This is a genomic window from Chitinophaga sp. LS1, assembly GCF_034274695.1.
Lineage (GTDB): Bacteria > Bacteroidota > Bacteroidia > Chitinophagales > Chitinophagaceae > Chitinophaga.
The window spans coordinates 2828603-2853410 of record NZ_CP128362.1 but is presented as its reverse complement, the minus strand read 5'-3'; the positions used below and the strand labels follow the sequence as shown (position 1 = coordinate 2853410).

Genomic DNA, 24808 nt, shown 5'->3' with positions numbered 1-24808 from the left:
AATAGAAAAACTGTCTAAACAATATGCCACGGCATATAGCCGTGGCACGCAAAGGATCCCCCCTCGTTGCAGTTGAGTGCAAACGTTAATTGAACAATAGGTTCGGGTAAAAAGTAATTAGTATCTTAAAAAATCATTATGCTTTGTGCAGGAGCAATTGGGGATTAATTTTGCAGCGTGTACCTGACAGGGAGGTTAAATTGTACACTTACCGCTTCTCCGTTTTGACGGCCGGCTTTCCACTTTGGCATTTTCTTTACTACACGGATGGACTCTTCTTCAAGGCCACCTCCTTTAACAGCACCAATTGTTTTGACATCGCTGATATTGCCCTGCTTGTCTATTACAAACTGTACGAATACTGTTCCCTGTATATCGCTTTCCTGAGCCACGCGAGGATAGTGCACATTGTCGCGGAGAAATCTTAACAATGCGTCTTCACCACCTGGGAATGAAGGCATGATTTCAACGGTATAAAACACGGGGTCTTTTGCAGGTACTTTAGGGGCTTCTACTACATTTGTAGTACCTTCACCACCAAGCATGGATGCGATATCACGCCCATTGACGTCATCACCTTGTACAGTAGCTAATGCAATAGTTTTGTTACCAATACTATCGAGCTTCACAACTTCATCTTCAGCACGAACTAATTCATCAGGGGTGATAACGGGAGGTGTAACTTTAATGGATGATGCGGCCGGCGGAGGTGGAGGAGGGTCAACAGGAGGAGGAGGAATTACCTTATCGTCTGGAGGTAATTCAATTAATTTGGTACTATCATACACGAGCTGTGTATTTCGTATACCCATTGACGCAGCAAAGAGATTATTACTTAAAACATATCCACCCACCACAACCAAAGCGATAGAAGCTGTACCTATCAAGGCTTTGCGAACACGCCCATCTTCACTTCTGCGGAGTTCATATGCGCCGTAATCTTTGTTACGACCCTCGAAGAGAATGTCGAGGAAGTCTGCATTGTAAATGTTTTTTGTATTCATGTGTTGAACATTTACAATAGAGATGCGGGGTTAAAACAATTCCATATGATAAAGGAGAAATATTTTTTAGCTTTTTAAAAATCCATTCCAGATTGATATCCGGATCGGGACACCTATTTTGCTAAAGGAAGTATTCACTATCTTATATAAAGTAATTTTTGTCGGATGTGTATCAGTGCAAGATGCTAATATGCCAGGGGCGCGGGGGGATACGTTACATTATAATTTACCACCAATAAATCTGCAACATACCTTGCCCCGCAAACCTGTCCGGCATTTCTTTTTCTATTTACAGCTTATAGCAAACAAAATTCTTGCGGTTTGTATCGGCGCTTATTAGTCTACCGATTCTGTAGACAAATATACGCTAACCTGTTTTACATTTCCAAATATGATTTGAATTATTTTTTAAAAATCTGTTGGAATTTAATGTCGGCCGCAGTTTTGCTACCAATAATAGAATAACTAGATTTGATACATGACACGCCTTATTCTGCCTTGCTTAACCTGCCTGTTGTCATTTTCTGTATATGCGCAACAACCCGCAGACACTACCCAACTTCCTGAAGTACAGGTCATGGCCTATCCGGGCAAAAAATACTCATTCTTACAGGTACCATCCAGCAGCGCTGTCATTACCGAAAAACAAATATTACTGCAACAAGGAACTACGCTCATCCCCATCTTGAACTCCGTTCCGGGTATACGAATGGAAGAACGTTCCCCCGGTAGTTATCGCTTATCTCTGAGAGGTAGTCTGTTACGCTCTCCCTTTGGCATCCGGAATGTGAAGATCTATATGGACGAAATTCCTTTTACTGATGCAGGTGGCAACACGTATCTGAACCTATCAGATGCAGGGGCTTTCTCCGGCATAGAAGTACTGAAAGGGCCTGATGGCAGCCAGTTCGGTGCTAACTCTGGCGGTGTGGTACTCCTCCACCCTGCCGGTACCCTTCCTGATACCGCTCACCTGAAAGCAGATATTCAGGGGGGCAGTTATGGCCTCTTCCATGAAGAAGCCGGCTGGCAGCAACAATGGAATAAATACCAGGTCAATATATATGAAGGTGTACAGCGATCTGACGGCTACCGCCAGAATAGCGCCTTAAAAAGATATTATATACAAACGGCCCAACAGTGGCAATACAATCCGTATAACAGCCTCAAACTGATTGCATTCTATAGCGATATGGATTATCGTACCCCCGGAGGCCTCACCGCCGCCCAGGCTGCCGCCAATCCCCGCGCTGCCCGACCAGCCACTGCTACCCTGCCCGGCGCCATTGAGCAACAAGCCGGCATCCGCAATAAAACCGCTTTAGGTGGTTTAGTACACACTGCCCAGTTATCCACACACTGGAAACATGTGTTTACCCTTTACGGAATCAATACACACTTCGAAAATCCGTTTATTACAAACTTCGAAGCCAGGGATGAAAACACTGCCGGTGCACGTACTTATATCGCACTACAGGATCAACCCATCAATGGCACCAATATACATGTAGACTGGACCACGGGTATTGAATGGTCACAAACCAATTCTGACATTGTAAACTATGGCAATAACAAAGGGAAAAGAGATACCGTGCAGGCAGCCAGCAATATCACTGCCGGCCAGCATTTCTTTTTCACAAGTCTATCTGTTCGTCCCGGTACACAATGGATTATAGAAGCCGCTCTCAGCGTCAATTATTTTAAATACCGCTTTGAAGAGGGTAGAAAGAAGTTTGATGCAGAGTTGATGCCACGGGTATCTCTCTCTTATCTTATCCTCCCTGAATGGTCTGTACGCGCTTCTGTAAGCAGAGGATATTCTCCTCCTTCCATTGCAGAAGTACGCGCGACTGACAATATCATTAATACCACTTTACAGGCTGAAACAGGCTGGAATTACGAAGCAGGCTTCCGTTTACAGGGAGCCCGTCATCAATACCAGCTGGATGCATCTGTATTCTATTACAAACTACAGGATGCCATCGTTCGTCAGCTCCATGATGATGGTACAGAATACTTCATCAATGCTGGCGGCACGGAACAAAAAGGCATAGAAGTGCAAGGTATGACCTGGTTCACTAAATGGCTGCAATTCAATGGTAGTTATGCTTACAGCCATTTCATATTCAGTGATTATAACACAGCTGGCAAAAACCTTTCCGGCAATGCCATTACCGGCGTACCGCGTCATGTAGCATATGCAGGCTTGCTGGCACAATTGCCTGCACACTTATCAGTATATGCACAATACACATTTACAGATAAGCTGCCATTGGACGATGCTAACACTGCTTACGCCAAACAATATCATTTATTACAAGGGAAAGTAAGTTGGCAAATGCTGCGCAATATAACGATCTACGCAGGTGCCGATAACATCCTGAACCAGTTCTATAGCCTGGGGAATGACCTGAATGCAGTAGGAAACCGTTACTTCAATCCTGCTGCGCTGCGCAGCTATTACGGTGGTGTAAGAGTACATCTCTAAAAAAAGAAAGGGGCCGCCTAAAGGCCGCCCCTACACACATTGGATCAAAAAAAACAAAAAAACATAGATTAAACGAGTTGCCCGCTTTTGTAATGGACTGCAGACAAAGTCCTCAGCTTTTCAGCTGCAAATTCTGGCGTAATATCCCTTTGTGGATTTGCCAGCATCTCGTATCCCACCATGAATTTCTTCACTGTCGCAGAGCGCAGTAATGGCGGATAGAAATGCATATGCCAATGCCATTCAGGATGTTCGCTGCCATCATTCACCGGCGCCTGGTGCATACCGGCAGAATACGGGAATGATGTTTCGAATAAGTTATCGTAACGGATGGTCAGTTGTTTTAAAATATCTGCCAGTCCTGTTTTTTCATCTTCATTAAATTGCAGCACAGACTGTACATGCCGACGGCTGATGATCATCGCTTCGTAAGGCCATACTGCCCAGAAAGGCACCAGTGCTACGAAATGTGCATTTTCTGCAATGATCCTCACCTTTTCTTTTACCTCTTTGTCCAGGTAGGCGGACAACAGGCTTTTGCCATGCTTATCGAAATACAGTTTTTGCTGACGGGTTTCTTTTTCCAGCTCCATCGGAATATTCTCTGATGCCCAGATCTGTCCGTGTGGATGCGGATTGCTACAACCCATGATATCTCCTTTATTTTCGAAGATCTGGATGTATTTGATGTAGTTCACAGCTTTCAGTGCTTCGTACTCTTTTACCCACAGGTCTACTACCTGGCGGATAGCAGGAACGTCCATTTCAGGCAGTGTGAGGTCGTGTCTTGGGCTGAAACAGATCACACGGCAAAGACCTTTTTGTGACTGTGCTACCAGCAGACCATCGTCATTCACATCGCCGGTTGGTGTGTCGGACAACAAAGCGGAGAAGTCGTTCGTAAAAGCGATCGGCCCTGTGTATGCTTCATTCTTGCTGCCATCGGCACGTGTATTGGTTGGACACAGGTAACAGTCTTCTACATAAGAAGGACGCTGTACCAGCGCTGGCGCTTCTACTTTTCCCTGCCATGGTCTTTTGGAACGGTGAGGAGAAACGAGTACCCATTCTCCGGTCAGGATATTCAGTCGGGTATGGGGATGAGAAGTTAAATCAAAGGTATTTTCAGACATTGCTCTTAGTGATTTCACTTGACAAGGATATCTGCGTGAAGGCGAACCTCCACGCAGATGGAAATAGTATATTAGTTATTCACCAGATTGTTGACAGTACGGCAACCATCTTCAATGCTGGTCACATATGCTTTCAGATTAGTGTTGAACTGTTGTTTATAGCCGGCAGCTGCTCTTTCCAGCAGGGCAGGTACAGCAGTTTTCTTCACGATGTTGATGGTACAGCCACCAAAGCCACCACCCATCATACGTGCACCCATTACACCATTTTCACCGGCAGCGAATTCCGCCAGCCAGTTCAGTTCAGGGCAGCTTACATTATACAGCTTATCGAGGCCTTCGTGTGTAGCAAATACTTTTTTACCGAAAGATATAAGGTCGTCATTCTGCAGATCGATACAGGCATCCTGTAAGCGCTGAATTTCTTCCACTACATAACGGCAACGGTTATATACGATGGCATCCTTACCTTTTACATAGGCATCCAGCATATCCATATTTACATCGCGCAGGCTATTTACATGCGGATGGTGCGCCTTTACCCAGGCTACACCCTGCTCGCATTCAGCACGGCGGGTATTATATTCGGATGATGCCAGGGAGTGCTTCACCTGTGTATCCAGCAGCACGAGGTTCACATCGTCAAAGTTGAATGGGATGTATTCATATTCCAGGGAGGCACAATCCAGTTTGATCAGCTGTTGTTTCTTACCAAACATGCTGGCAAACTGGTCCATGATACCACAACGTACACCTACAAACTGGTTTTCGGCAGCCTGTGACAGGAGCGCCATTTCTTTACGACCCAGGCCAAGGCTAAACATTTCATTCAGACCAAATACGGTAGCACATTCCAGTGCTGCGGAGGATGAGAGGCCGGCGCCCAGGGGAATATTACCGCAAAATGCACATTCAAATCCGCTGATGATATGACCACCCTGCTGCAATTGCTGCACAACGCCCAGCAGATAATCAGGCCAATGCTGTTTCGTACGCTCCAGTTTATCCAACGACCCGGTGAATGTATCATTTACATCCAGTGCATGTAGCACAATTTTGTTGTCGTTGCGCTTGATAATGGCGAGGTAGATAGCTTTGTCAATAGCGGCAGGCAATACGAATCCATTGTTGTAATCCGTATGTTCTCCAATGAGATTAATGCGTCCTGCAGCTCTTACCATAATTGGTTCCTGATCAAAATGCTGCTGGCAATAAGCGTTTAGTTTAGCTTGCTCCACGTTCTAATTTTTAAATCAAAGTTATTGATCCTAATTTGTTCCTGTCAGGGCTTTGATCACCGTGATCTCTTCTGTGCTGTAAGGTGTACCGTCTTGTCTGAAAATGTCGTGGAACCAAACTTTAGGTTCTGCGCCGTCAGGCATAGGTGTATCCCAGGCATAAATAGTATTGGTCTTACCTGATACAAGGCCCCAGTTGTAAGCAGCTACATTTTCCTTTTTCAGGAGCGGCATAATGTTCGCAAAGCGGCTGCCACGGGAACGGGCCATGTATTCGGTACAGATCAGGGGACGACCATACTTACGCAGGGTGTCGATTACTTCCTGGTGGTCCTTTTCGTCAGCATAGTTGTGATAGGTGATCACATCTGAATTGTTCAGTTGGAATTCGTTCAGGCTTGTGAGACTTTTATTCCATACACCGGAGCTGATAGGCTGTTCAGTATTAGCTTCTCTGCCCCAGGTGAAAACGAGTTGTAATAAAGGCAGGCTTTTGTCTCCATAGTCGGAGTTGCCTGGTTCGTTATAAAGATCCCATAGGAGGATACGTTTATCTTTCCTGAAGGAGGTCATTACATCATTTACATATTTGTGCAGGGTGTCGTTCAGCTGTGGTGAACTTTCTCTGCGGATACCTGGGTCCTGCAGCCAGCCGGAGTTATGGATACCGGGTTTAGGTTCAGGTTGGGTACCGATAGCATAGGTTTTGTTCCAACAGTCGTCGAAAAGTACGAAGATGGTGGAGATACCATAGCGGTCTGCGATACTGAGGTAGGTGTTCAGGCGGTTTTTGAAACCCTGAGGATCCTGCTCCCAGGCAGCGTGATGGAGGAATACGCGCATAGAGTTTAAACCAATAGAGGCGGCGTAGCCAAGGTCACGGCTGATGGTGGTGGTGTCGAAGGTAGCAGCCTGCCACATTTCCAGCTGGTTAATAGCAGAACTGGGGATGAAATTGGCACCACGTTGCCACGCATGTGATTTATACCATTTCTGAGCTTGTTTTTTGGACCATTGTGGTCGCGGCTGAGCATTAGCGACAACGGCCATCGTCGCAAATAACAAAGCGATTAATGAAACTTTTCCTTTCATGCATTTCAGTTTTTTTGTGGAGCTGGATAGATTCGGATTTAATAAGGGAGGTTATTAGATCTTTTTTCTATAGCCATGGAATTTTTCCTGTTTAAAAAAAGTGGAATCACGATATAAAAATAGAAGATTTACGTAAACGATTACAATAAATCTTACAAAAGGTAAAAGATTTTATATAACTGATTGTAAATAAATTATTTATTTTTATGTAATCGTTTACATCAAAGAGGCATTTCCTACGGAAAAGATGTTTATTTGCCCCATTTTCTTTTAGCCTCCCGCAGGGCCCTTCCCGAAAATTTGCGGAGGCTGCTTTGTAGCCTCCGCAAATTTTCGCTATCTTCTTACAGATGACTGCCTATACACCGGTACCGGATCCAACACCACCCTCGACTTTACCAGTGTTCCCTCTTCCCCTTCATTTATCAACTCCATCAATAACTTGAACGCCTCCTTCCCCATCTGCACCGTCTGCTGATCTATACTCGACAAGCTCGGCGTTATATGCTCATCAAACGATTCATTGGCAAACCCGATCACACCAAAAGCCTCCGGCATATCTATATCTTTATCTTTCAGTTCCTTTACTGCGCCCAGCGCCGTAAAATCCTCCACGGCAAATACCGCATCAGGCGGCTTTGCCAGCCCCAACAAATGTTGTATTGCCTGTCTGCCCGCCTCGATCGAAACGTTTCCCTGGTATATCAGGTCCTCCTCTACAGGAATGCTGTACGCCGCCAGGGCAGATTTATATCCTTCCAGGCGGTCTTTGAAAATTTTCAGGTGCTGCTGCCCCGCAATGTGAGCAATCCTTTTATACCCCTGACGGATCAGGTGCTCCGTAGCATAGTAAGCTCCTCTGAAGTCATCTACCACTACCGAAGGAATATTCAGGCTATCATTCGCACGGTCAAAAAAGACCAGGGGTACGCCCCGCTCCTTGATTTCCAGGTAGTGACTAAAGTCGAATGTCTCCTTGGCAATAGAAGCCAGGATACCATCTACCCGGGTACTCAGAAAGGTTTCAATCCCCTTCTGTTCATATTCCGGCAGTTCGTTGGACTGATAGATCAATACATTATAGCCATGTTGGTTGGCCATACTTTCAATACCGTGGATAACAGAGCCAAAGAAGTTGATTTCCGCGCTTGGAATGATCACCCCAATAATATTGGTCCTGCCGGAACGAAGCGACCATGCGATCCTGTCCCTGCGGTAGTTCATCCTTTCCGCCGCTTCCTGTACCATTTTACGGGTCTCCTCGCTGGTACCTTTGCGGTTATTCAACGCCCTGGATACAGTCGCCCCCGTCAGGTTCAGCTCCCTCGCAATGTCTGCTATAGTAACTTTGTGGTTCAATAAAGGCTGTGTTTACTACTAAAGTATAAAATGATTATTTAATACAGCAATTAAATAATGGAGGACGGCAAATTCCATTGTAATCAATCATTGCTTGCATTATATTTATACCAATCTAATCCTTACCAATGCAAGCAGCCAATCAACGCTTTCTGCCACTGGATGTATTCCGTGGCCTTACTATCTGCTTTATGATCATTGTAAATACCCCCGGTAGCTATGATCATATATTTGCACCACTGGAACATGCGGCCTGGCATGGATTCACACCCACCGACCTGGTTTTCCCGTCTTTCCTCTTCGCCGTGGGCAATGCCATGAGCTTTAGTATGCGCAAGTATTACGAACTGGGTAATGCCGCTGTACTATCGAAAATATTCAAAAGGACCCTGCTCATTTTCCTGCTGGGGTTCATCATGTACTGGCTGCCTTTTGTACGCCACACGCCAAACGGACTTGAATTCATTCCTTTCCATGACACCCGCATCATGGGCGTGCTGGAAAGAATTGCCCTCTGTTATTGCTTCGCTTCTCTCATGATCCGCTATTTGCCTACAAAAGCAGTTTGGATCATCAGCGCATTATTACTGCTCGGTTACTGGTTCATCATGTACTTCTTAGGCGATCCGGCTGATCCATATGGTTTCAGTACCAATGCCGCTGTCCATTTCGATAAGTTAATTCTTGGTGAAAATCACATGTACCACGATAAAGGGACGATCTCAGAACCCGAAGGATTACTCAGCACATTGCCTGCTATTGTGAATGTAGTGATCGGTTATTACACCGGCCTATTTATCCAGAAACGTAAGCCCAATACGTTCAGTATCCTCATTCGCTTCGGTTGTATGTTCATTATTGTCGCTACTTTGTGGAACCAGCAATTCCCAATTAATAAAAAGTTATGGACCAGTTCCTTCGTGTTGTTAACCGCAGGTCTGGACCTCCTGATACTCACTGCCCTCTTATATATTATAGATGTTAAGGGAAAAACCAGGTGGACCGGATTCTTCACCACCTTCGGAAAAAATCCATTATTCCTTTATCTTTTGTCAGAAGTGATGGTTATATTCTTATATTTCTTTACTATTGGGAACGAATCAGTATACGACTGGCTCAGTAACCACATATTTCAGCAAATAGCACCGGGCAAAGTAGGGTCTCTCCTCTTTGCAATTACATTCATGCTGTTTTGCTGGTGTGTGGGCAAAATTCTGGATAAAAAACGTATATACGTACGTGTATAAGAAAGGTGATATAGTATATTCCCTTATCTTAGCTTCCTGAAAAACCCAACGTGTTTTGCTAAGTTTTGAGAAACTGTTAGTCATGAAATAGTATGGAATTATCGTTAAAGGGAAAAACCGCCCTGATCTGTGGTGCTACACAGGGAATTGGATTGGCCACAGCCAGAGAACTGGCCGCTTTAGGAGCTGAGTGTATCTTAATGGCCAGGGACAAAGAAGCCCTGAAGGAAATTATACCTACGCTCGAAGCAGAACATTTTCAAGAGCATAGTTATCTTGTGGCAGACTTCCAGCATACCAAGGAAGTAGAGGAAGCCATCAAAACCGTCACTGAGAAACAATCAATACACATCCTGGTCAATAACACAGGAGGTCCTGCCAGCGGCCCGATCGTAGAGGCAGAAGTACATGAATTCACAGCTGCTTTCAACCAGCACCTGGTGAATAACCATATACTTGCACAGGCTGTGCTCACAGGTATGATCGCTGCTGGTTATGGCAGGATCATCAATGTGATCTCTACCTCTGTGAAAGCCCCTCTCAAAAACCTAGGCGTGTCCAATACCATCCGCCTCTCCGTCGCAGCCTGGGCCAAAACCATGGCGACAGAACTGGCACAATATGGTGTGACCGTCAATAATATCCTGCCCGGTTCGACCAATACAAACCGGCTACGCTCCCTGATTCAGACCACTGCCAAGAAGCGCGGTGTGGATCAGACAGTAATAGAACAGGAAATGCTGAATGAAATACCAGCGAAACGCTTTGGAGATGCAAAGGAAGTTGCAGCTGCAATTGCATTTCTGGCAACACCTGCCGCTGGGTATATCACAGGTACGAGCATCCCCGTTGATGGAGGAAAGACACCGACTATTTAAAAATACTTATAAAGTAAAAGCCCCGACAAATGTCGGGGCCTAATTCATCACTTTTTACTATTACAAATTGAACAAGTGTGTATCTGATTGTACAAAAATCTTTTATCTGAAGGCATAATCAAAAGCGGAAAAGGAATTTTATTTACGCAAAGGGGAAAAACAAAAAGGGGGCAGTCTGCGACTGCCCCCTTTTTGTTTAAAATCAATAGCCTGCTACCAAAGACAGCAGGCTATTGATTTTATCTTACGTCGAACCAAAGACGCGTAATCAACTGATCCGCTCCCTGATGTGTAACCGCTGCTTTATAATTTACTCCATTCAGCGCCTGCTCTGCCGAAGGATAGGTAAGCCTCAAAGGAATCTTTCCACTCAGTACACCTGAGTAAGCAGGTGTCAGTACCGGGTAATCCAGTCTTCTCCACTCTGCAAATCCTTCCAGCCCTTCGCCAAACAGCGCCAGCCATTTCTGCTCACCAATTGATTTTCTGTAATCAGCGGCATCATATGCTACTGAAGTCTGCGCCAGGTAAGTCGCTACCGCTGCATCACCAATACTATACTGTTGCAGTGCCGCTGTGACCGCCTGCTTGTACAGATCTGCCGCATCGCCGCTCAGCAAACCTCTCTGTGCTGCTTCTGCCTTGATGAACAATAACTCAGCATAGTTGAAGATCACTGCTGGTGCTGTCGTAGCAGTGAACACCGCACCTACATCTGAAGTTTTGTTGAAACCCAGTTTGGATGCCGAATCCGTAGGCAAACCATTGGTAATACCTACTACTGCATTTGTATCTTTAGGGATTGCACCATATACACTCAGACGAGGGTCATTGAACGTATGGAGTAAATCAACCACGCTCTTGCTGATGCGGTAGTCACTACGCGTTTCCCTGTTCTTTGCTACCGGGTTCTGATTTGGAGAAGCCAGGTATGTTAGTTGTGCATTCTCACTATTTGCAGCAATCAATCCACTGTTGTCCGCACCGATTTCATCGAACACGGCTTTTGCTGCATCAAACTCCTGATCGGCTATTCTCAGTGCAATACGCAGACGCAATGAGTTTGCAAACTTCTTCCACTTATTCATATCACCATTATACAGCACATCGCCGCCGATGGCATCACCATTCGTATTGATCACGCTTACCGCTGCTTTCAGTTCGGCCAGTAATCCGATGTAAATATCACGCTGGTTATCGTACTTAGGGGTCAGGTATTTTTCAATATTTGCAGCCTGTGAATAAGGTACATCGCCATACAGGTCAGTCAGCACCTGGAAAATCCAGGACCGCATGATGACACCTACTGCACGATAATTCGGATTGTGCAGGGTATCGCCCAGCTGAATCAGCGTAGTGAAATCCTGTACACCCTGTGCATAAAAGTTATTCCAGATAGTCTGGATGCTGGTAGAAGCAGGAATGTATTTGTCCGGATCCGTGTATTGGATCTTTGCCCAGTACTGTACATACAGCAAACTTGTTTCCATAGCAGCATCTGTACCCCAGTAAGTATCTACATTCGCTTTGATACCATTGGTGAGCAGATAATCCGGCTGTGCAGATTCTGATTCATTCGGATTCTTGTTAATTTTTTCCAGCTGTTTGGAGCAGGATGTGAGCACCAGTGCAATACCAGATACCCATAGTATATATTTGAATAGTTTCATGATCTGATTTTTTGATGGTTGAATTAGAAGGATACTTTCAGGTTCACACCAATGCTACGTGTAGTAGGAATCTGCAGTGTTTCCAGTCCCTGTCCGTTACCAGTATTGAAGGCCGTTTCCGGATCAATGTTTGGTACCTTTTTGTCGATGTAGAAAAGGTTACGTGCAGTTACTGTCAGGTTCACACCCTGTAATCCCCACTTGTGCGCTATTTCCAGCGGCAGTGCGTATCCTACTCTTACCTCTCTCAGTTTGATAAAGCTGGCGCTGTACACACTGCTTTCGTTCAGTGAGCTGCTGTATACAGCTTTATAATAACGCTGTGCAGGCAGGATCGCTTCATTCTTTTTACCATCGGCAGTTACACCGTCGAAGATGATACCATCATGATATACAGTCTCGCCATTTGGTGCTGCAGATGTATGGTTCTCCAGGCGAACCGCTGTACCCTGCTGGTTATTGTTAGCATAGTAATAAGGTAAACCACCATGTTCCTCATCTCTGCCCGGCATACTTGCTGCCAGTACACCTGTGTAGATACCGGTGTAGTTAGTACCGGACCAGATCTGGCCACCCTGACGGGTATCGATCAGGAAGCCGACAGTGAAACCTTTGAAAGAGAAGTTATTGTTGATACTACCTGTCCACTTTGGCGTATAGTAACCCAGTACTTTTTTATTATCCGCTACCACTGGTGCACCACTTGCACTTACGATAATTTCACCTTTGTCATTACGCTTATAAGCTTTACCATACAGGGCGCCATAGCGCTTTCCTTTGGATGCCAGTACCTGCATATTGCCTGAGCTACCCAGTACATAGTCATTCAGGAAACCTTCTTTGTCCAGCTCTATTACCTTGGAGATATTCTTTGCGTAGTTGATATTTACATCCCAACGGAAACCGGAGGCAGTCGTGATAGGTGTAGCACCCAGCATTACTTCCACACCATGGTTATTGATCTTACCAGCGTTCAGGATCTTCTTCAGATCACCGGTAGTGGCGCTTACATCAGCCAACAGGATCTGGTTGTAACTGCTGGAAGCATAGTAAGTCACATCTGCACGGAGGCGATCTTTCAGGAAACCTGCTTCGATACCGAATTCAGTAGATTGTGTTAATTCTGGTTTCAGATCTTTCTTCAGGTATTTATCATTCACAGTCTGCAACGGTAAGCTACCGAATGGCTGGCTGAAAGGATAGGTATTGATCAGGCTATAAGGATCGGTATCCTTACCAACCATTGCCCAACCACCTCTTACTTTCAGGTTAGAGAGTACATCGCTCTGAATGTGCAATGCATCGCTCAGTACCACATTTGCATTCACAGATGGGTAGAAGTAAGAATTATTTGCCGCAGGCAATGTAGAAGACCAGTCGTTACGCGCAGTCAGGTTCAGGAATGCCCAGTCCCTGTAAGCTACCTGTGCAGAAGCAAAAGCACTGTACACTCTCAGTTGGTTAAAGACATTTGTAGATACCAGTGGATCGCGGGAGTTATTCAAGGTATACAGATCTCTCACTGCCAGCTTAGGTGCCTGCTGAAAGTTGTTTTCATATTGATTGTTGCGGACGTTGCCACCCACCAGACCATCAATAGAGAAGTTTTTGTTCAGTTTCTTCCTGGCATTCAGGGTAAACTCAGCGTTGGTTTCGGTCACCTGATAGGCGTCTTCAGTATAAGAACCATAAGGCGTACCATTTGTATAGTACGCTACTCTGTACTTACGTCTATCATTATAGGTATCCGTACCAATGCGGAAGTTAGCAGAGAGCCAGCTGGCGATCTCATAGCTCAGACGGGCGTTTCCGAAGAAACGGTTACGTGCCTGACCTACTGTGTTTTCATACTGTATCCAGTATGGGTTACTATAGTAGCTATGGTTCCAGTTGAAATCTGTACCATCTGCATTTTTATAATTTCTGAGGAGACGGGTATCTACCTGACGGCCAAACCAGGTGAACTGCAGCGTCACACTGTTTGCACGTTTACCATCTATACCGGGCAGGTTGTCTGCATCAGCTTTTACATAGTTAGCATAGGTGCTCAATGTCAGCTTTGGTGTAAGGCGGTAAGTAGTATTCAACGCAAAGGAATTGCGGGTGATACCCGTGTTTGGCATAATGCCGGTTTGCTTTGTATTATTATAAGAGAAACGGTAATCTGCTTTGTCGCTACTACCGCTTACTGATATACCATTGTTCAGGGTATAACCGGTCTGATAGAAATCCTTCACGTTGTCAGGATGTGCAACGAAAGGCACTGCTTCACCATTGGAGAAGAACTGCGGAATGAGGCGGCCATCCATTTTAGGCCCCCAGCTTTCATCCACACCGTCGTTCACTCCACCTCCTTTACCATCTACATAGCTGAACTGTCCGCTGGAACCCTGTCCATAGCTGTTCTGGTATTTAGGCAGTACAAGTATATTTTCGAAGGTAGCGCTGCTGTTTACAGTTACGCCATACCCTTTCATGCCTTTACCGGTTTTGGTTTTGATAACCAGTACACCTCCAGCGGCGCGGGAACCGTACAATGCTGCTGCGTTCGGACCTTTCAGTACGTTGAGCGATTCGATATCGTCTGCGTTCAGATCGGCAATGGCATTGGCAAAGTCGCGGGCGGTACCGATACCTACACCAAGCTGACTATTATCAACAGGGATACCATCTACTATAAACAAAGGTTGGTTGTTACCCGCGATAGAGGTTTCGCCCCTGATCACGATACGGGAAGAACCCATACTACCCTGGCTACTGGTAACCGTCACACCAGCGATCTTACCAGTCAGCGCATTGACGAGGTTCGACTCACGGGCCTCGGCTATATCTTTGGATTTGAGTTCCTGTACGGCATATCCCAGGGAACGCTTTTCACGGCTGATACCGAGGGCGGTGACCACTACTTCCTGCAATTTGCTTTCGTTGTTTTCCAGCGCGAAATTCAGGGTACGGCTGGTGCCGGCAACCTGCTCAACAGCGGTAAATCCGATAAAAGAGATGCGGAGAGTATCTTTTGGAGATACGGTGATGGAATACTTACCATCTGCATCGGTTTGTGTACCATGATTTGTGCCTTTTACAGAAATGATAGCTCCTGGAATAGGTGTGGCATCGGTACGGGATGTGACAACCCCGGTGATTCGTGTATTTTGCGCCTGCCCCCATTGATATGCGAGTAGGAGAGCCAGCATGATACCGGCGATTCTGCGTAGTTGGTTATGCATTTTTGTATCAGATTTCAGGTAATTGATGGACATGACAATGCCTGGCCGGTTTGGAACCAGCAGTTGACATGACTCACAATAGCGTTGACTTAATTAATAATGAGTAGGAAAAACTGCTACTACTTATACAGACATTTAATCGACGATTGTTAAATACAGGGCGAAATTAAGAAGGATTCTATTAACCTACAAGTTTTATAGACTAAGTTGTTAAGATTTTTATAAAATTCATTCGCTTTTCAGGAATCCGGCTGACTCTAAAAGCTTACGGATATTGGGATTGTTGCTATAATTAGCAATAGGGGTTTTCAATTCTTTAGTGATCAGGCTCAGTTTGCTATACTTATTCCCAAATGCATTGGCGAAGGCATTTCCATAGATCAGGTTCATAAAACCGTGGTAGGGTTCAAAATGTCCATATCCCCTGTCCTGCCAGAATTTATCCATCTTGTCAGTGAAGGTTTGCAAGGCGGTGCCGAATTCGGACCCGGTAATTTTAGATACGGGCACTTTGCGTTTCTCGGCATCAATAACTTCTTTTTTAAATAGGGTGATATAGAAGTTGGACCCGTTATCTTTTTTAATTCCGTCCAGGGCCTCGTTCAATCCTTTATATCCATCTTCTATGCCATCGGCGCAATACATGAATACAGAATCGCCGGATGGACTTTTCTGCAGGGTCGTTACGAAGTACAGCCCATCAAATGACTGAAAGATCAGGTAGGTCCGGTCATTTTTCTCTACTTTTTTGATGATTTTCAGGTGTTCGGCTTCCAGATCGTTTGATTTTCGGCCACTGATGCCACCCTGTTTGGTAGCCGGATCGGTACGATCCAGTACAATTTCATCTCCGTTGATGGTCACATGGACCGCAGGCGTGGTGCCTGTGCTCCATGTATACCAATCCCCTTTTTGGGCCATAGCGGCCGATATAAAGAAAAATAAACCCAGACAACTACTGATTATCTTTTTCATATCAGTTATTCACTTTTTTGCATGAGGTTATAGAGTATTTTCTTCTCTCCTTCATCCAGTTTTATGCCGGTTAATGAATCGGCGGGTACAAAGTGTCTTTTAAACGCAATGATTGCGGCACTCGTATCTTTCACATCATAACCAAAAAGACGCAGTGCTTGTTTAGTATTAAAATCCGCTGGCAGGGTTACGCCGGTAGTATCGTACCAGAGCCCAAAGCCTTTTTCGGCCAGTTGCTGCCAGGGGAAGTACCGGTTGGGGTCATTTTTGCGGGTAGGAGCGATATCACCATGACCAATAAAGTTGGCTGCCGGGATATTGTACCTATGTTTTAAAGTATCCAGTAAAACCATCAGACTATTGATTTGCTGAGGCTGGAAAGGTACGAATCCATTGTTATCCAGTTCGATGCCGATAGAACAGGAGTTCATATCAGTCACATTTCCCCATTTTGACAAGCCGGCATGCCATGCCCGGAGGTAATCATTCAGCATTTGCACCACAGTACCGTCTTTACAGATCACGTAATGTGCACTCACGTTCGTGCGGGTCAGGGTAAAAGTTCTGAAAGTACTATCGCAGGTACCCTGTGCCGTATGGTGAATGATCACGTAATTAGGTTTACGCATATTGAAATTGGTGGTACCAATCCATTGTCCCGTAGGTTCTGCACGTAAGGTGCGGGCATAAGTTTTGGCTTGCTTGCGGTATACCTTGTTGGTAGCACCGTATGGAGCATGTGCGCAGCTGAATAAAATAGCCGGTAGGGCTAAGCATAGTAATAGTCTGACCTGTTTCATAGCTAACAAACATACAATTTAATTACCACGTTCTCTTAGTGCGTCTTCGCTATGATACCGATACTAAAAGGGTACCAAAAGGGCACTTCATTATCCTTGGGATATTGAGGTGCCCTTATGGTGTTCTTTTGGTGACGAAGTAGTGTCGAATAAGCGTCGAAGAAGCATCGAAGACGCGTCGAACAAGCACTATAAAAAAAAGCCCCCTCAGTTGAGGGGGCTTCCTATCTGTAATGATATTATTTTATCTTATTTAACCTCCTGGGTCATGGAATAAGGCACATCTTTATCAGAGATACCTCTGCTCTTATTTGGTGTAGCATCCATATCGAAGTCGATAGTTGCCCCCTTCATCAAAGCATTGTAATCCAGCCAGTTGTTAGTCAGGTTGGCACCATTGAAGGTGGCAGATCTGATATAACGGTTTTCTTCGCTGTTTCCTGGTGCATTGATCACGATCTCTTTTCCATTTTCCAGCTTCACGGTTGCTTTTTTAAACAAAGGCGCACCTACTACATACTGTGGCGCACCAGGTGTAACCGGGTAGAAGCCCAGTGCACTGAATACATACCAGGCAGAAGTCTGGCCATTATCCTCATCACCGCAATAACCATCAGGAGTAGCTGAATACAGGCGGTTCATGACCTCCCTCAGCCAATACTGTGATTTCCATGGAGCACCTGCATAGTTGTACAGGTAGATCATGTGCTGGATAGGCTGGTTACCATGTGCATACTGACCGAAGTTCATGATCTGCATTTCGCGGATTTCATGAATGGTGAAGTGGTAGTAGCTATCGTCAAATACCGGAGGCATAGCGAATACGGAATCCAGCATCTGAACGAAGGTTTCTTTACCACCCATCAGGTTGATCAGGCCCTGTACGTCGTGGAATACAGACCAGCTATAATGCCAGCTGTTACCCTCCGTAAATGCATCTCCCCATTTGGTTGGATTGAAAGGAGTCTGGAATTTACCATCCTCATTTTTACCACGCATTAATTTGCTCTCTGCATCATATACGTTGCGGTAGTTACGCGCCTGTTTAGCAAAACGTTCGATTTCTGCCTTTGGACGGTTCAGGGCAACTGCCAGTTTCCAGATAGTCCAGTCATCGTAGCTATATTCCAGTGTACGGGCAGTGTTCTCATTGATCTTCACATCATAAGGCACATAACCCAGTTTATTGTAATATTTTACGCCTTTACGGCCTACTGATTCCAGCGGACCTTCGTTGTTAGAGTTTTTAATGATCGCTTCGTACGCGGTGTTGATGTCGAAACCTCTTACACCTTTCAGGTAAGCATCTGCAATCAGGGAAGCAGAGTTGGAACCGATCATACAATCGCGGTGACCAGGGCTCGCCCATTCAGGCAACCAGCCACTTTCTTTGTAAGCGTTCACCATACCTTCCATGATGTGAGCGTTCATAGAAGGGTACATCAGGTTGAAGAAAGGGAACTGGGCACGGAAAGTATCCCAGAAACCATTATCGGTGAACATATAGCCTGGCAGTACCTGGCCATTATAAGGGCTGTAGTGTACCACTGCACCTTTGGCATCGTACTCATAGAATTTACGCGGGAACAGCATAGAACGGTACAGGCAGGAATAGAAGGTACGGGTCTGGTCAGATGTACCACCTTCTACCTTGATACGGCTCATCTCGGTGTTCCAGGCAGCTTTTGCCTTGTCTTTGATAGCGTCAAAAGTGCTGCTGCCGATCTCCTGGTTCAGGTTCAATACTGCCTGCTCAGGGCTGATGAAGGAAGATGCCACTTTTACGTTTACCTGCTCACCTTTCACGGTAGAGAAGCCGATTACGGCACCTACGTGATTTTCCTGTGCTTCCGCAACACCTTTGCTCAGTACATCGTTCTTGAAGGTAGCGACATAAGTGAAAGGCTTGTCGAAAGTGAGTACGAAGTAGTTTTTGAAATTAGCAGGTACGCCACCGCTGTTTTTAGTGGTATAGCCGATAATTTTGCGCTCTGACTGCAATACTTTGATGTAAGAGCCTTTGTCCAGCGCATCGATCACTACGAAAGCACTGTCTTCCTTACCATAGGTAAAACGGATAGCGGCAGCTCTTTCAGTTGGAGTGATTTCCGTGGTCACGTTGTGATCGGCCAGGTATACACTATAATAGTATGGTTTGGCTACTTCCGCTTTGTGCGAGAACCAGCTGGCTCTGTCATCTTCTTTGAATTTTACGGATTTCGTTACCGGCATGATGGCAAACTGGCCGTAATCGTTGATCCATGGGCTTGGCTGGTGGGTTTGTTTAAAACCACGCAGTTTGTCCGAATGGTAGGTGTACGCCCATCCGTCGCCCATTTTGCCGGTCTGCGGCATCCAGAAGTTCATACCCCATGGGCAGGCAATGGCTGGATAGGTATTACCAGTTGACAAGGAACCCTTTGAATCGGTTCCCATAAGTGGATTGACCCATTCTACCGGGTCTGAGACGCTGTTCACAGTCTGGGCCTTTGCAAAACAGGATGCCAGCAAAAGGGCCGGAATGATGAGTTTTTTCATGTTGAGAGTGTCTGGAATTTTAGCATGATAAAGGACGTAAAAATAAGTTTTCGCGGGGCAAAATACCATTTATTTTATAAATGGAAGAATAGCTGTACTGGCGTTCGGAGATAGGCTAAATTGTTTTAGCTAAAAAGAACTTTCTCCGGGAGAATATTAACTTTTCCTTAAAAAGTAAACTTTAAACCAACCGTGTAGTCCAATATGGTCGTATTGTATAAGAGTATCAATTCATTGAAAATCCATCCTTCTCATGAATAAAAGATTTACGCTGGCCGTACTGACTGTAGGTACGCTGTGTGCAGGGTTTTTCACTGCCTGTAAAAAAGAAAGCAAATCCGGGAGTACAACAACCACGACCTCCGGCACTGCTACCTCCGACGAGGATTCGCTGAAATACCTGATGTACAACACCATGCAGGTGAGCTATGTAAATGGTGGTCGTAGTACGACGACTGACCTGCCTACCTACTACTGGTATTCCAATGTACCTACCATGAATCCACTGAGTAGCACCTATTCCACCGCTGATGACCTGCTCACAGCCATGAAAGCTTATTCTGTAGGAACGGGATCAACCGCGCTGGACAGGTATAGCTTTCTGGACAGAACAGGGTCATTGTCCACCTCCCTGCAGGATGGGGTATCTGGTTCCCTGACAAAAGTGTCTGCTACCTCCGGCGATTTCGGGATGGAAGTGAGTTATGTATATGCTGATGCAAATAAGTCTACCACTTACCTGTACGTGCTTTATGCAGATAAGAACTCCCCTGCCGGTCAGGCCGGATTGGAAAGAGGCGACAGGATCACAGCGATCAACGGCGATACGGATATTGCCTATGATGGATCTTCAGGTACCAATACGACCAAAGTAACCAATGCCCTGTTTAACTCCACTTCTGTGAGTCTGACGGTGACAAAAAACACATCAAAAGTAACCGCCAGTTATTCACTGACTGCTGCTACTTACAATATTAACCCGGTGCTGTTTGATACCACTTATACCATCAATGGGTCTAAAGTGGGGTATTTTGTGTTCTATACCTTTACCAGTACCTATACCAGTAAAGGGGTGGCTTCACCGACCAAAACAGTCCTGGATGCCCTGTTTACCAAATTTAAAGCAGCGGGTATCACGAACCTGATTGTAGACCTTCGCTATAATGGTGGTGGTTCTGTCACCACGGCAGAATACCTGGATAGCGCGATTGCACCGGCCAGCGCTGCGGGCAAGACCATGTATTATTACCTGTATAATGATAAGCTGACGGCTAACCTGGATCAGGTGGGCCTGGAAGCCAGTGTGAACTTCCCGGCTACTACCGGCGGACTGGCACTGGATAATGTATTCTTTATTACATCAGGGAATACGGCTTCTGCCAGTGAGATGACGCTGAATAACCTGAAGCCTTATATGAATGTGCAGCTGGTAGGTACTACGACTTATGGTAAACCTTGTGGATTTATCACATTTACCTTGTCTGACTATGATAGTACCGGTAAAGAACAGTACCTGGCGGATCTGTATGCGATTAACTTTGCGACTGAAAATGCCAACCATACAGGTGGGTATTATTCAGGTATTACCCCGACTGATTCCGCGGCAGATTATATCGGTGCAAGATGGGGAAGTTTGACGGGGGATGAGAATCTGTATAATATTCAGACTTATCTGACGACGGGTAGTTATCCGGCGAGTACTGGTGGCAGGTTGGCTACGGGTAGTAGTGAAGGGTTGAGAGTGTCAGGGCCGTCGTTGAATACAAAGAAGTTTAGTGGGATGGTGGATTATAGGATAGGGAAGAAATTGAAATAAAAAATTATACTTCTTTCAAAAACAAAACCGCTTTTGCCTACGGCAAAAGCGGTTTTGTTTTTGAAAGGGCCTGCGCCCGGCTAAAAAGAAGAGCTGCTTTGCTTCGGCACGGCCATGCTTTTTAACGATGCTGGTCATAGCGGTTTGGTTGGATTGACTGCTCCAGTTCCGCTATTTCATTAGGTGTCAGGGCCGCTGACTTAAATACTCCTGCCGCTTCTTCCAGTTGATTCTGTGTTCTGATCCCTACTACGGCGGCGGCGATAGCCGGCTGATGCAGTACAAACCGTAATGCCGTTTGTGCCAGTGTACGATCCTGCTGTGAAATGTTTGCAATTGCCAGCGCTGCTTTTGCCACAGCGGCCGCATCATAGTTCAGGTACGGCTCCGGGTGCTTGCCGGCGAGTAAGCCTTTGGCCACTCCTCCCCTCGCTAATACCCCGATATTGTTTGATTTTAATAATTCTAAACAGGTCTCTTCCGGTCTGCGGTCCAGAAGGCTGTATTGCATCATTACACTCACGATATTGGAGCGGTTGATATATTCCCTGATCACATTCGGACGAATAGAAGAAATACCATAATACCGGATCTTCCCTGCCTGTTGCAATTCTTCAAAAGCAGCAATGGTCTCATCAATAGGATCCTCCATCATGCCCCCATGCAACTGGTACAGATCAATGTAGTCCGTGCCCAGGCGTCGCAGGCTCTCATCTACCGATCTGAGGATATAAGCTTTGGACGGATTCCAATCCCACCCGCTTTTATCTGCTCTCCACTCGTTCCCTACCTTGGTAGCTACCACCGCCTTATCCCGTTTCCCTTTCAGCGCCAATCCCAGTTGTACTTCATTATCCCCATGATTGTAGAGATCCGCCGTGTCAAAGAAGTTAATCCCCTTGTCCAGCGCGCGGTGCACCAGGAAAGTGTTTTCTAATGTGTTCTCTCCCAGCGACATGCATCCAAAAGCGATTTCGCTGATCTGAAGGTCTGATTTACCCAGGGTATTGTATTTCATTCTACTAATTTAACTGCCCCCGCAAAAAAATAGCACCATTATTAAAAAAAATTCTACATTTTGCATATATATCCTCGGATTGTCATTCTGTCATTATATGGAACAAGTCCTCATTGGCAAGTGTGTTTATATTATCAATACAGGAAAAAACCTCTACAAGATTGGGAAAACCCAGGATCTGCAGAAAAGGCTTTCTTCCTATCATACTCACCTGCCCGTAATGTTCCGTGTGATCCGCCAATACCCTGCTGCCAATATGGATGACCTGGAAGAATGCCTACATGTAATATTCCAGCACAAAAGGGTAAAAGGTGAATGGTTCGAACTCCAACCCTCCGACCTTGTTATTTGTGACAACGTAGCCCGCAATTACGCCCTCAGCCGTATACATAAGCAAGCCAGACAATATGGACATATCCGCTACAGCGATGATCCCCTATTGCAGGTAATGGAAGCAAACGAAAAATACCTGCAGGATTATAGCCGGGTGGCACAGGATATAGACCTGGGTCTGAGTACGGACGAAGTATTTGAGCTCCACGAAGGAACAGTACCCAAAGCAGTGATAGAAACCGTGCGCCGGTTATTAAAATACCGTACGCCTAACTCAGCCTTTCTGAGCAAATGGTTGCCGGTAGTGAACGAATTAAGCAAGGGTAGCTCAGAAGTTGCCATTCTGAATAAATACAAGGGACAAATAGGCCGCAATACGATCCAGATGATAAAAAGGATCCTCCGCAACCAGTTGTTTTAATGCCATTTTAAGCGGGTTTTAAGCCACACAAATTTACCTTCACATAAAATGTTAAACACGTTTTTAACGTTAAACTTATCGTATCCAGATCGATCTAATATTTAAACTCTGAGGCAAAATGAAGAATAGAATATACGTGTTGCTGACCTTGATAGCCCTGGTAAGTGTCGCAACAGTTGATAGTGCATCTGCACAACGTAGTCGTGGACATTGGGGCGGTGGCGGTGGAGGCCGTATCGCATTCGGTGGTGGCGGTGGAAGGATCGCTGTGGGTGGTGGCGCCAGGATCGGTGTCGGTATTGGTGCAGCTATTGTAGGCCCACGCATTTATGCGGGTGGTTATTACCGCTCTCCTTATTACGCGCATTATCCACGTCCATATTATCGTCCATACCGTTATTACGGCATGCCAATAGGATTCGTGGTGAATGTATTGCCTTATGGCTTCCTTTCTTTCAACACGGCATGGGGGCCTTACTACTATTCTGATGGATACTTCTATCAATCATATGTAGCCGAAGGTACTCAGCGTGAACAATACCAGGTAGTAGATCCTCCATTGGGCGTAGTGATACCAGGTTTACCAAATGGAGTAAATACGGTGGTGATTGACGGGAATACCTACTACGAAAAGAACGGTACTTACTACCAGGAAATCCTACAGGATAAACAAGTAAAATATGTGGTAGTAGGTAAGAACGGACAGCTGGATACAGGCAAAGCACAGGACGAACAACCTGCGCCTGCACCTGAGCCGGAGATATTGCAACAACTGCCAAATGGTTGCAGGGGAGTTGAAATAAATGGTCAGCAATTATACGTGTCTCCAGATGGTATGTATTACCAGGAAGTCACTAACGCAGACAGTTCCAGAGGATATAAAGTCGTTGGGAAGCTGTCAGCAGACAACTAAGTATCTGTTTACAATTTGAGACAAGTGGCATGGGTTTCCGTGCCACTTGTCTTTTTTAGTTTTATTCCCTTTCATATTTACATTAGTATTATTTACAGATATTAATTTCCTGTTACGAACTACTAATTCATCGCTAACCCCTATATTTTTTTCAAGGAAATTTTAGTAGCTTTAACATAACATTAAAGGTTTTTCCTTTGAAACATCTCAAATAACCAGATATCTTTTAAATTCTATGAAACCCACAACCAGAACACAGTACCAAACCAGGCAGGGATCTGAGAAATCAATAGTGTTGTTGCACCAATTTATCTTCGATCGTCATTAACATCGTATCAGGATAAATAACCATTACCGGAGTCGCTTTTTATTTTCACCAGGAATCGTCATAATATATTAAGAGCTGCGAGAATAGATCTCTTTCAGCCATTTAACTTTCTGTAGCAGGAAGAACAGTTGTTCATGTGAGATCCAGGCCCGTTCAGCCTTTAATAAGTCTGCGCTATGAAAACAAATTCCAGTTCGTATAAACAGGATTGGATTACTATGTCCTGACGTCAACATAGTAGTCTGAAAGGCGCAACAGTTATATTAAAATAATCCAGGCACGCGGTATAGCATTACTATGATCAAACGATGATCATGGACCGGAACAGGT

Annotated in this window: 17 protein-coding genes; 6 read left to right on the top strand and 11 right to left on the bottom strand. The window is 45.3% G+C overall.

What is annotated here, in order from left to right; genetic code table 11:
* Positions 1-164: 164 nt before the first annotated feature.
* Positions 165-1004: an energy transducer TonB gene (locus tag QQL36_RS11770; protein ID WP_321569816.1), complete on the bottom strand. Its 840-nt coding sequence runs from the start codon at positions 1002-1004 to the stop codon at positions 165-167.
* 478 nt (positions 1005-1482) lie between these two features.
* Here QQL36_RS11770 and QQL36_RS11765 point away from each other — a divergent pair, with 478 nt between their 5' ends.
* The gene (locus QQL36_RS11765; protein ID WP_321569815.1) at positions 1483-3492 is read left to right on the top strand and encodes a TonB-dependent receptor; all 2010 of its coding nucleotides are present in this window, start codon (positions 1483-1485) and stop codon (positions 3490-3492) included.
* A 68-nt stretch (positions 3493-3560) separates the two neighbouring features.
* Here QQL36_RS11765 and QQL36_RS11760 read toward each other — a convergent pair whose 3' ends face one another.
* From QQL36_RS11760 to QQL36_RS11745, 4 genes are all read right to left on the bottom strand, one after another.
* The gene (locus QQL36_RS11760; protein ID WP_321569814.1) at positions 3561-4625 is read right to left on the bottom strand and encodes a UDP-glucose--hexose-1-phosphate uridylyltransferase; all 1065 of its coding nucleotides are present in this window, start codon (positions 4623-4625) and stop codon (positions 3561-3563) included.
* A 71-nt stretch (positions 4626-4696) separates the two neighbouring features.
* Positions 4697-5863: a galactokinase gene (gene galK / locus QQL36_RS11755; RefSeq protein WP_083721255.1), complete on the bottom strand. Its 1167-nt coding sequence runs from the start codon at positions 5861-5863 to the stop codon at positions 4697-4699.
* Positions 5864-5893: 30 nt separating this feature from the next.
* Positions 5894-6955 carry a cellulase family glycosylhydrolase gene (locus QQL36_RS11750; RefSeq protein WP_321569813.1) on the bottom strand — a complete coding sequence of 354 codons (1062 nt, stop codon included), beginning with the start codon at positions 6953-6955 and terminating at the stop codon, positions 5894-5896.
* 336 nt (positions 6956-7291) lie between these two features.
* Positions 7292-8314, bottom strand: coding sequence for a LacI family DNA-binding transcriptional regulator (locus tag QQL36_RS11745; RefSeq protein ID WP_083721257.1), 1023 nt, complete (start codon positions 8312-8314; stop codon positions 7292-7294).
* Between the two features lie 128 nt (positions 8315-8442).
* Here QQL36_RS11745 and QQL36_RS11740 point away from each other — a divergent pair, with 128 nt between their 5' ends.
* Both QQL36_RS11740 and QQL36_RS11735 read left to right on the top strand, forming a co-directional pair.
* Positions 8443-9561, top strand: coding sequence for an acyltransferase family protein (locus tag QQL36_RS11740; RefSeq protein WP_083721258.1), 1119 nt, complete (start codon positions 8443-8445; stop codon positions 9559-9561).
* Positions 9562-9653: 92 nt separating this feature from the next.
* Entirely contained in the window at positions 9654-10439 is a 786-nt protein-coding gene (locus QQL36_RS11735) for an SDR family oxidoreductase (protein ID WP_083721259.1), read from the top strand.
* A 239-nt stretch (positions 10440-10678) separates the two neighbouring features.
* Here the strand turns inward: QQL36_RS11735 and QQL36_RS11730 are convergent, their stop codons facing one another.
* From QQL36_RS11730 to QQL36_RS11710, 5 genes are all read right to left on the bottom strand, one after another.
* Complete coding sequence (locus QQL36_RS11730; protein ID WP_083728791.1) at positions 10679-12109, bottom strand: SusD/RagB family nutrient-binding outer membrane lipoprotein; 1431 nt, start codon at positions 12107-12109, stop codon at positions 10679-10681.
* Positions 12110-12132: 23 nt separating this feature from the next.
* The gene (locus QQL36_RS11725; RefSeq protein ID WP_321569812.1) at positions 12133-15369 is read right to left on the bottom strand and encodes a SusC/RagA family TonB-linked outer membrane protein; all 3237 of its coding nucleotides are present in this window, start codon (positions 15367-15369) and stop codon (positions 12133-12135) included.
* Positions 15370-15564: 195 nt separating this feature from the next.
* Entirely contained in the window at positions 15565-16311 is a 747-nt protein-coding gene (locus tag QQL36_RS11720) for a hypothetical protein (RefSeq protein ID WP_143709059.1), read from the bottom strand.
* Positions 16312-16316: 5 nt separating this feature from the next.
* Positions 16317-17111, bottom strand: coding sequence for an N-acetylmuramoyl-L-alanine amidase (locus QQL36_RS11715; protein WP_083728787.1), 795 nt, complete (start codon positions 17109-17111; stop codon positions 16317-16319).
* 249 nt (positions 17112-17360) lie between these two features.
* Positions 17361-19649, bottom strand: a complete 2289-nt coding sequence (locus tag QQL36_RS11710) for a GH92 family glycosyl hydrolase (protein ID WP_321569811.1) — start codon at positions 19647-19649, stop codon at positions 17361-17363.
* A gap of 253 nt (positions 19650-19902) precedes the next feature.
* Between QQL36_RS11710 and QQL36_RS11705 the strand changes: the two genes are divergently transcribed.
* Positions 19903-21465, top strand: coding sequence for a S41 family peptidase (locus QQL36_RS11705; protein WP_321569810.1), 1563 nt, complete (start codon positions 19903-19905; stop codon positions 21463-21465).
* A gap of 121 nt (positions 21466-21586) precedes the next feature.
* Here the strand turns inward: QQL36_RS11705 and QQL36_RS11700 are convergent, their stop codons facing one another.
* Positions 21587-22483: an aldo/keto reductase gene (locus QQL36_RS11700; protein ID WP_083728781.1), complete on the bottom strand. Its 897-nt coding sequence runs from the start codon at positions 22481-22483 to the stop codon at positions 21587-21589.
* Positions 22484-22580: 97 nt separating this feature from the next.
* Between QQL36_RS11700 and QQL36_RS11695 the strand changes: the two genes are divergently transcribed.
* Both QQL36_RS11695 and QQL36_RS11690 read left to right on the top strand, forming a co-directional pair.
* Entirely contained in the window at positions 22581-23237 is a 657-nt protein-coding gene (locus tag QQL36_RS11695; RefSeq protein ID WP_321569809.1) for a GIY-YIG nuclease family protein, read from the top strand.
* Between the two features lie 118 nt (positions 23238-23355).
* A complete protein-coding gene (locus QQL36_RS11690; protein WP_083728777.1) occupies positions 23356-24150 on the top strand; it encodes a DUF6515 family protein in 795 nt (264 codons plus the stop codon).
* Positions 24151-24808 lie beyond the last annotated feature (658 nt).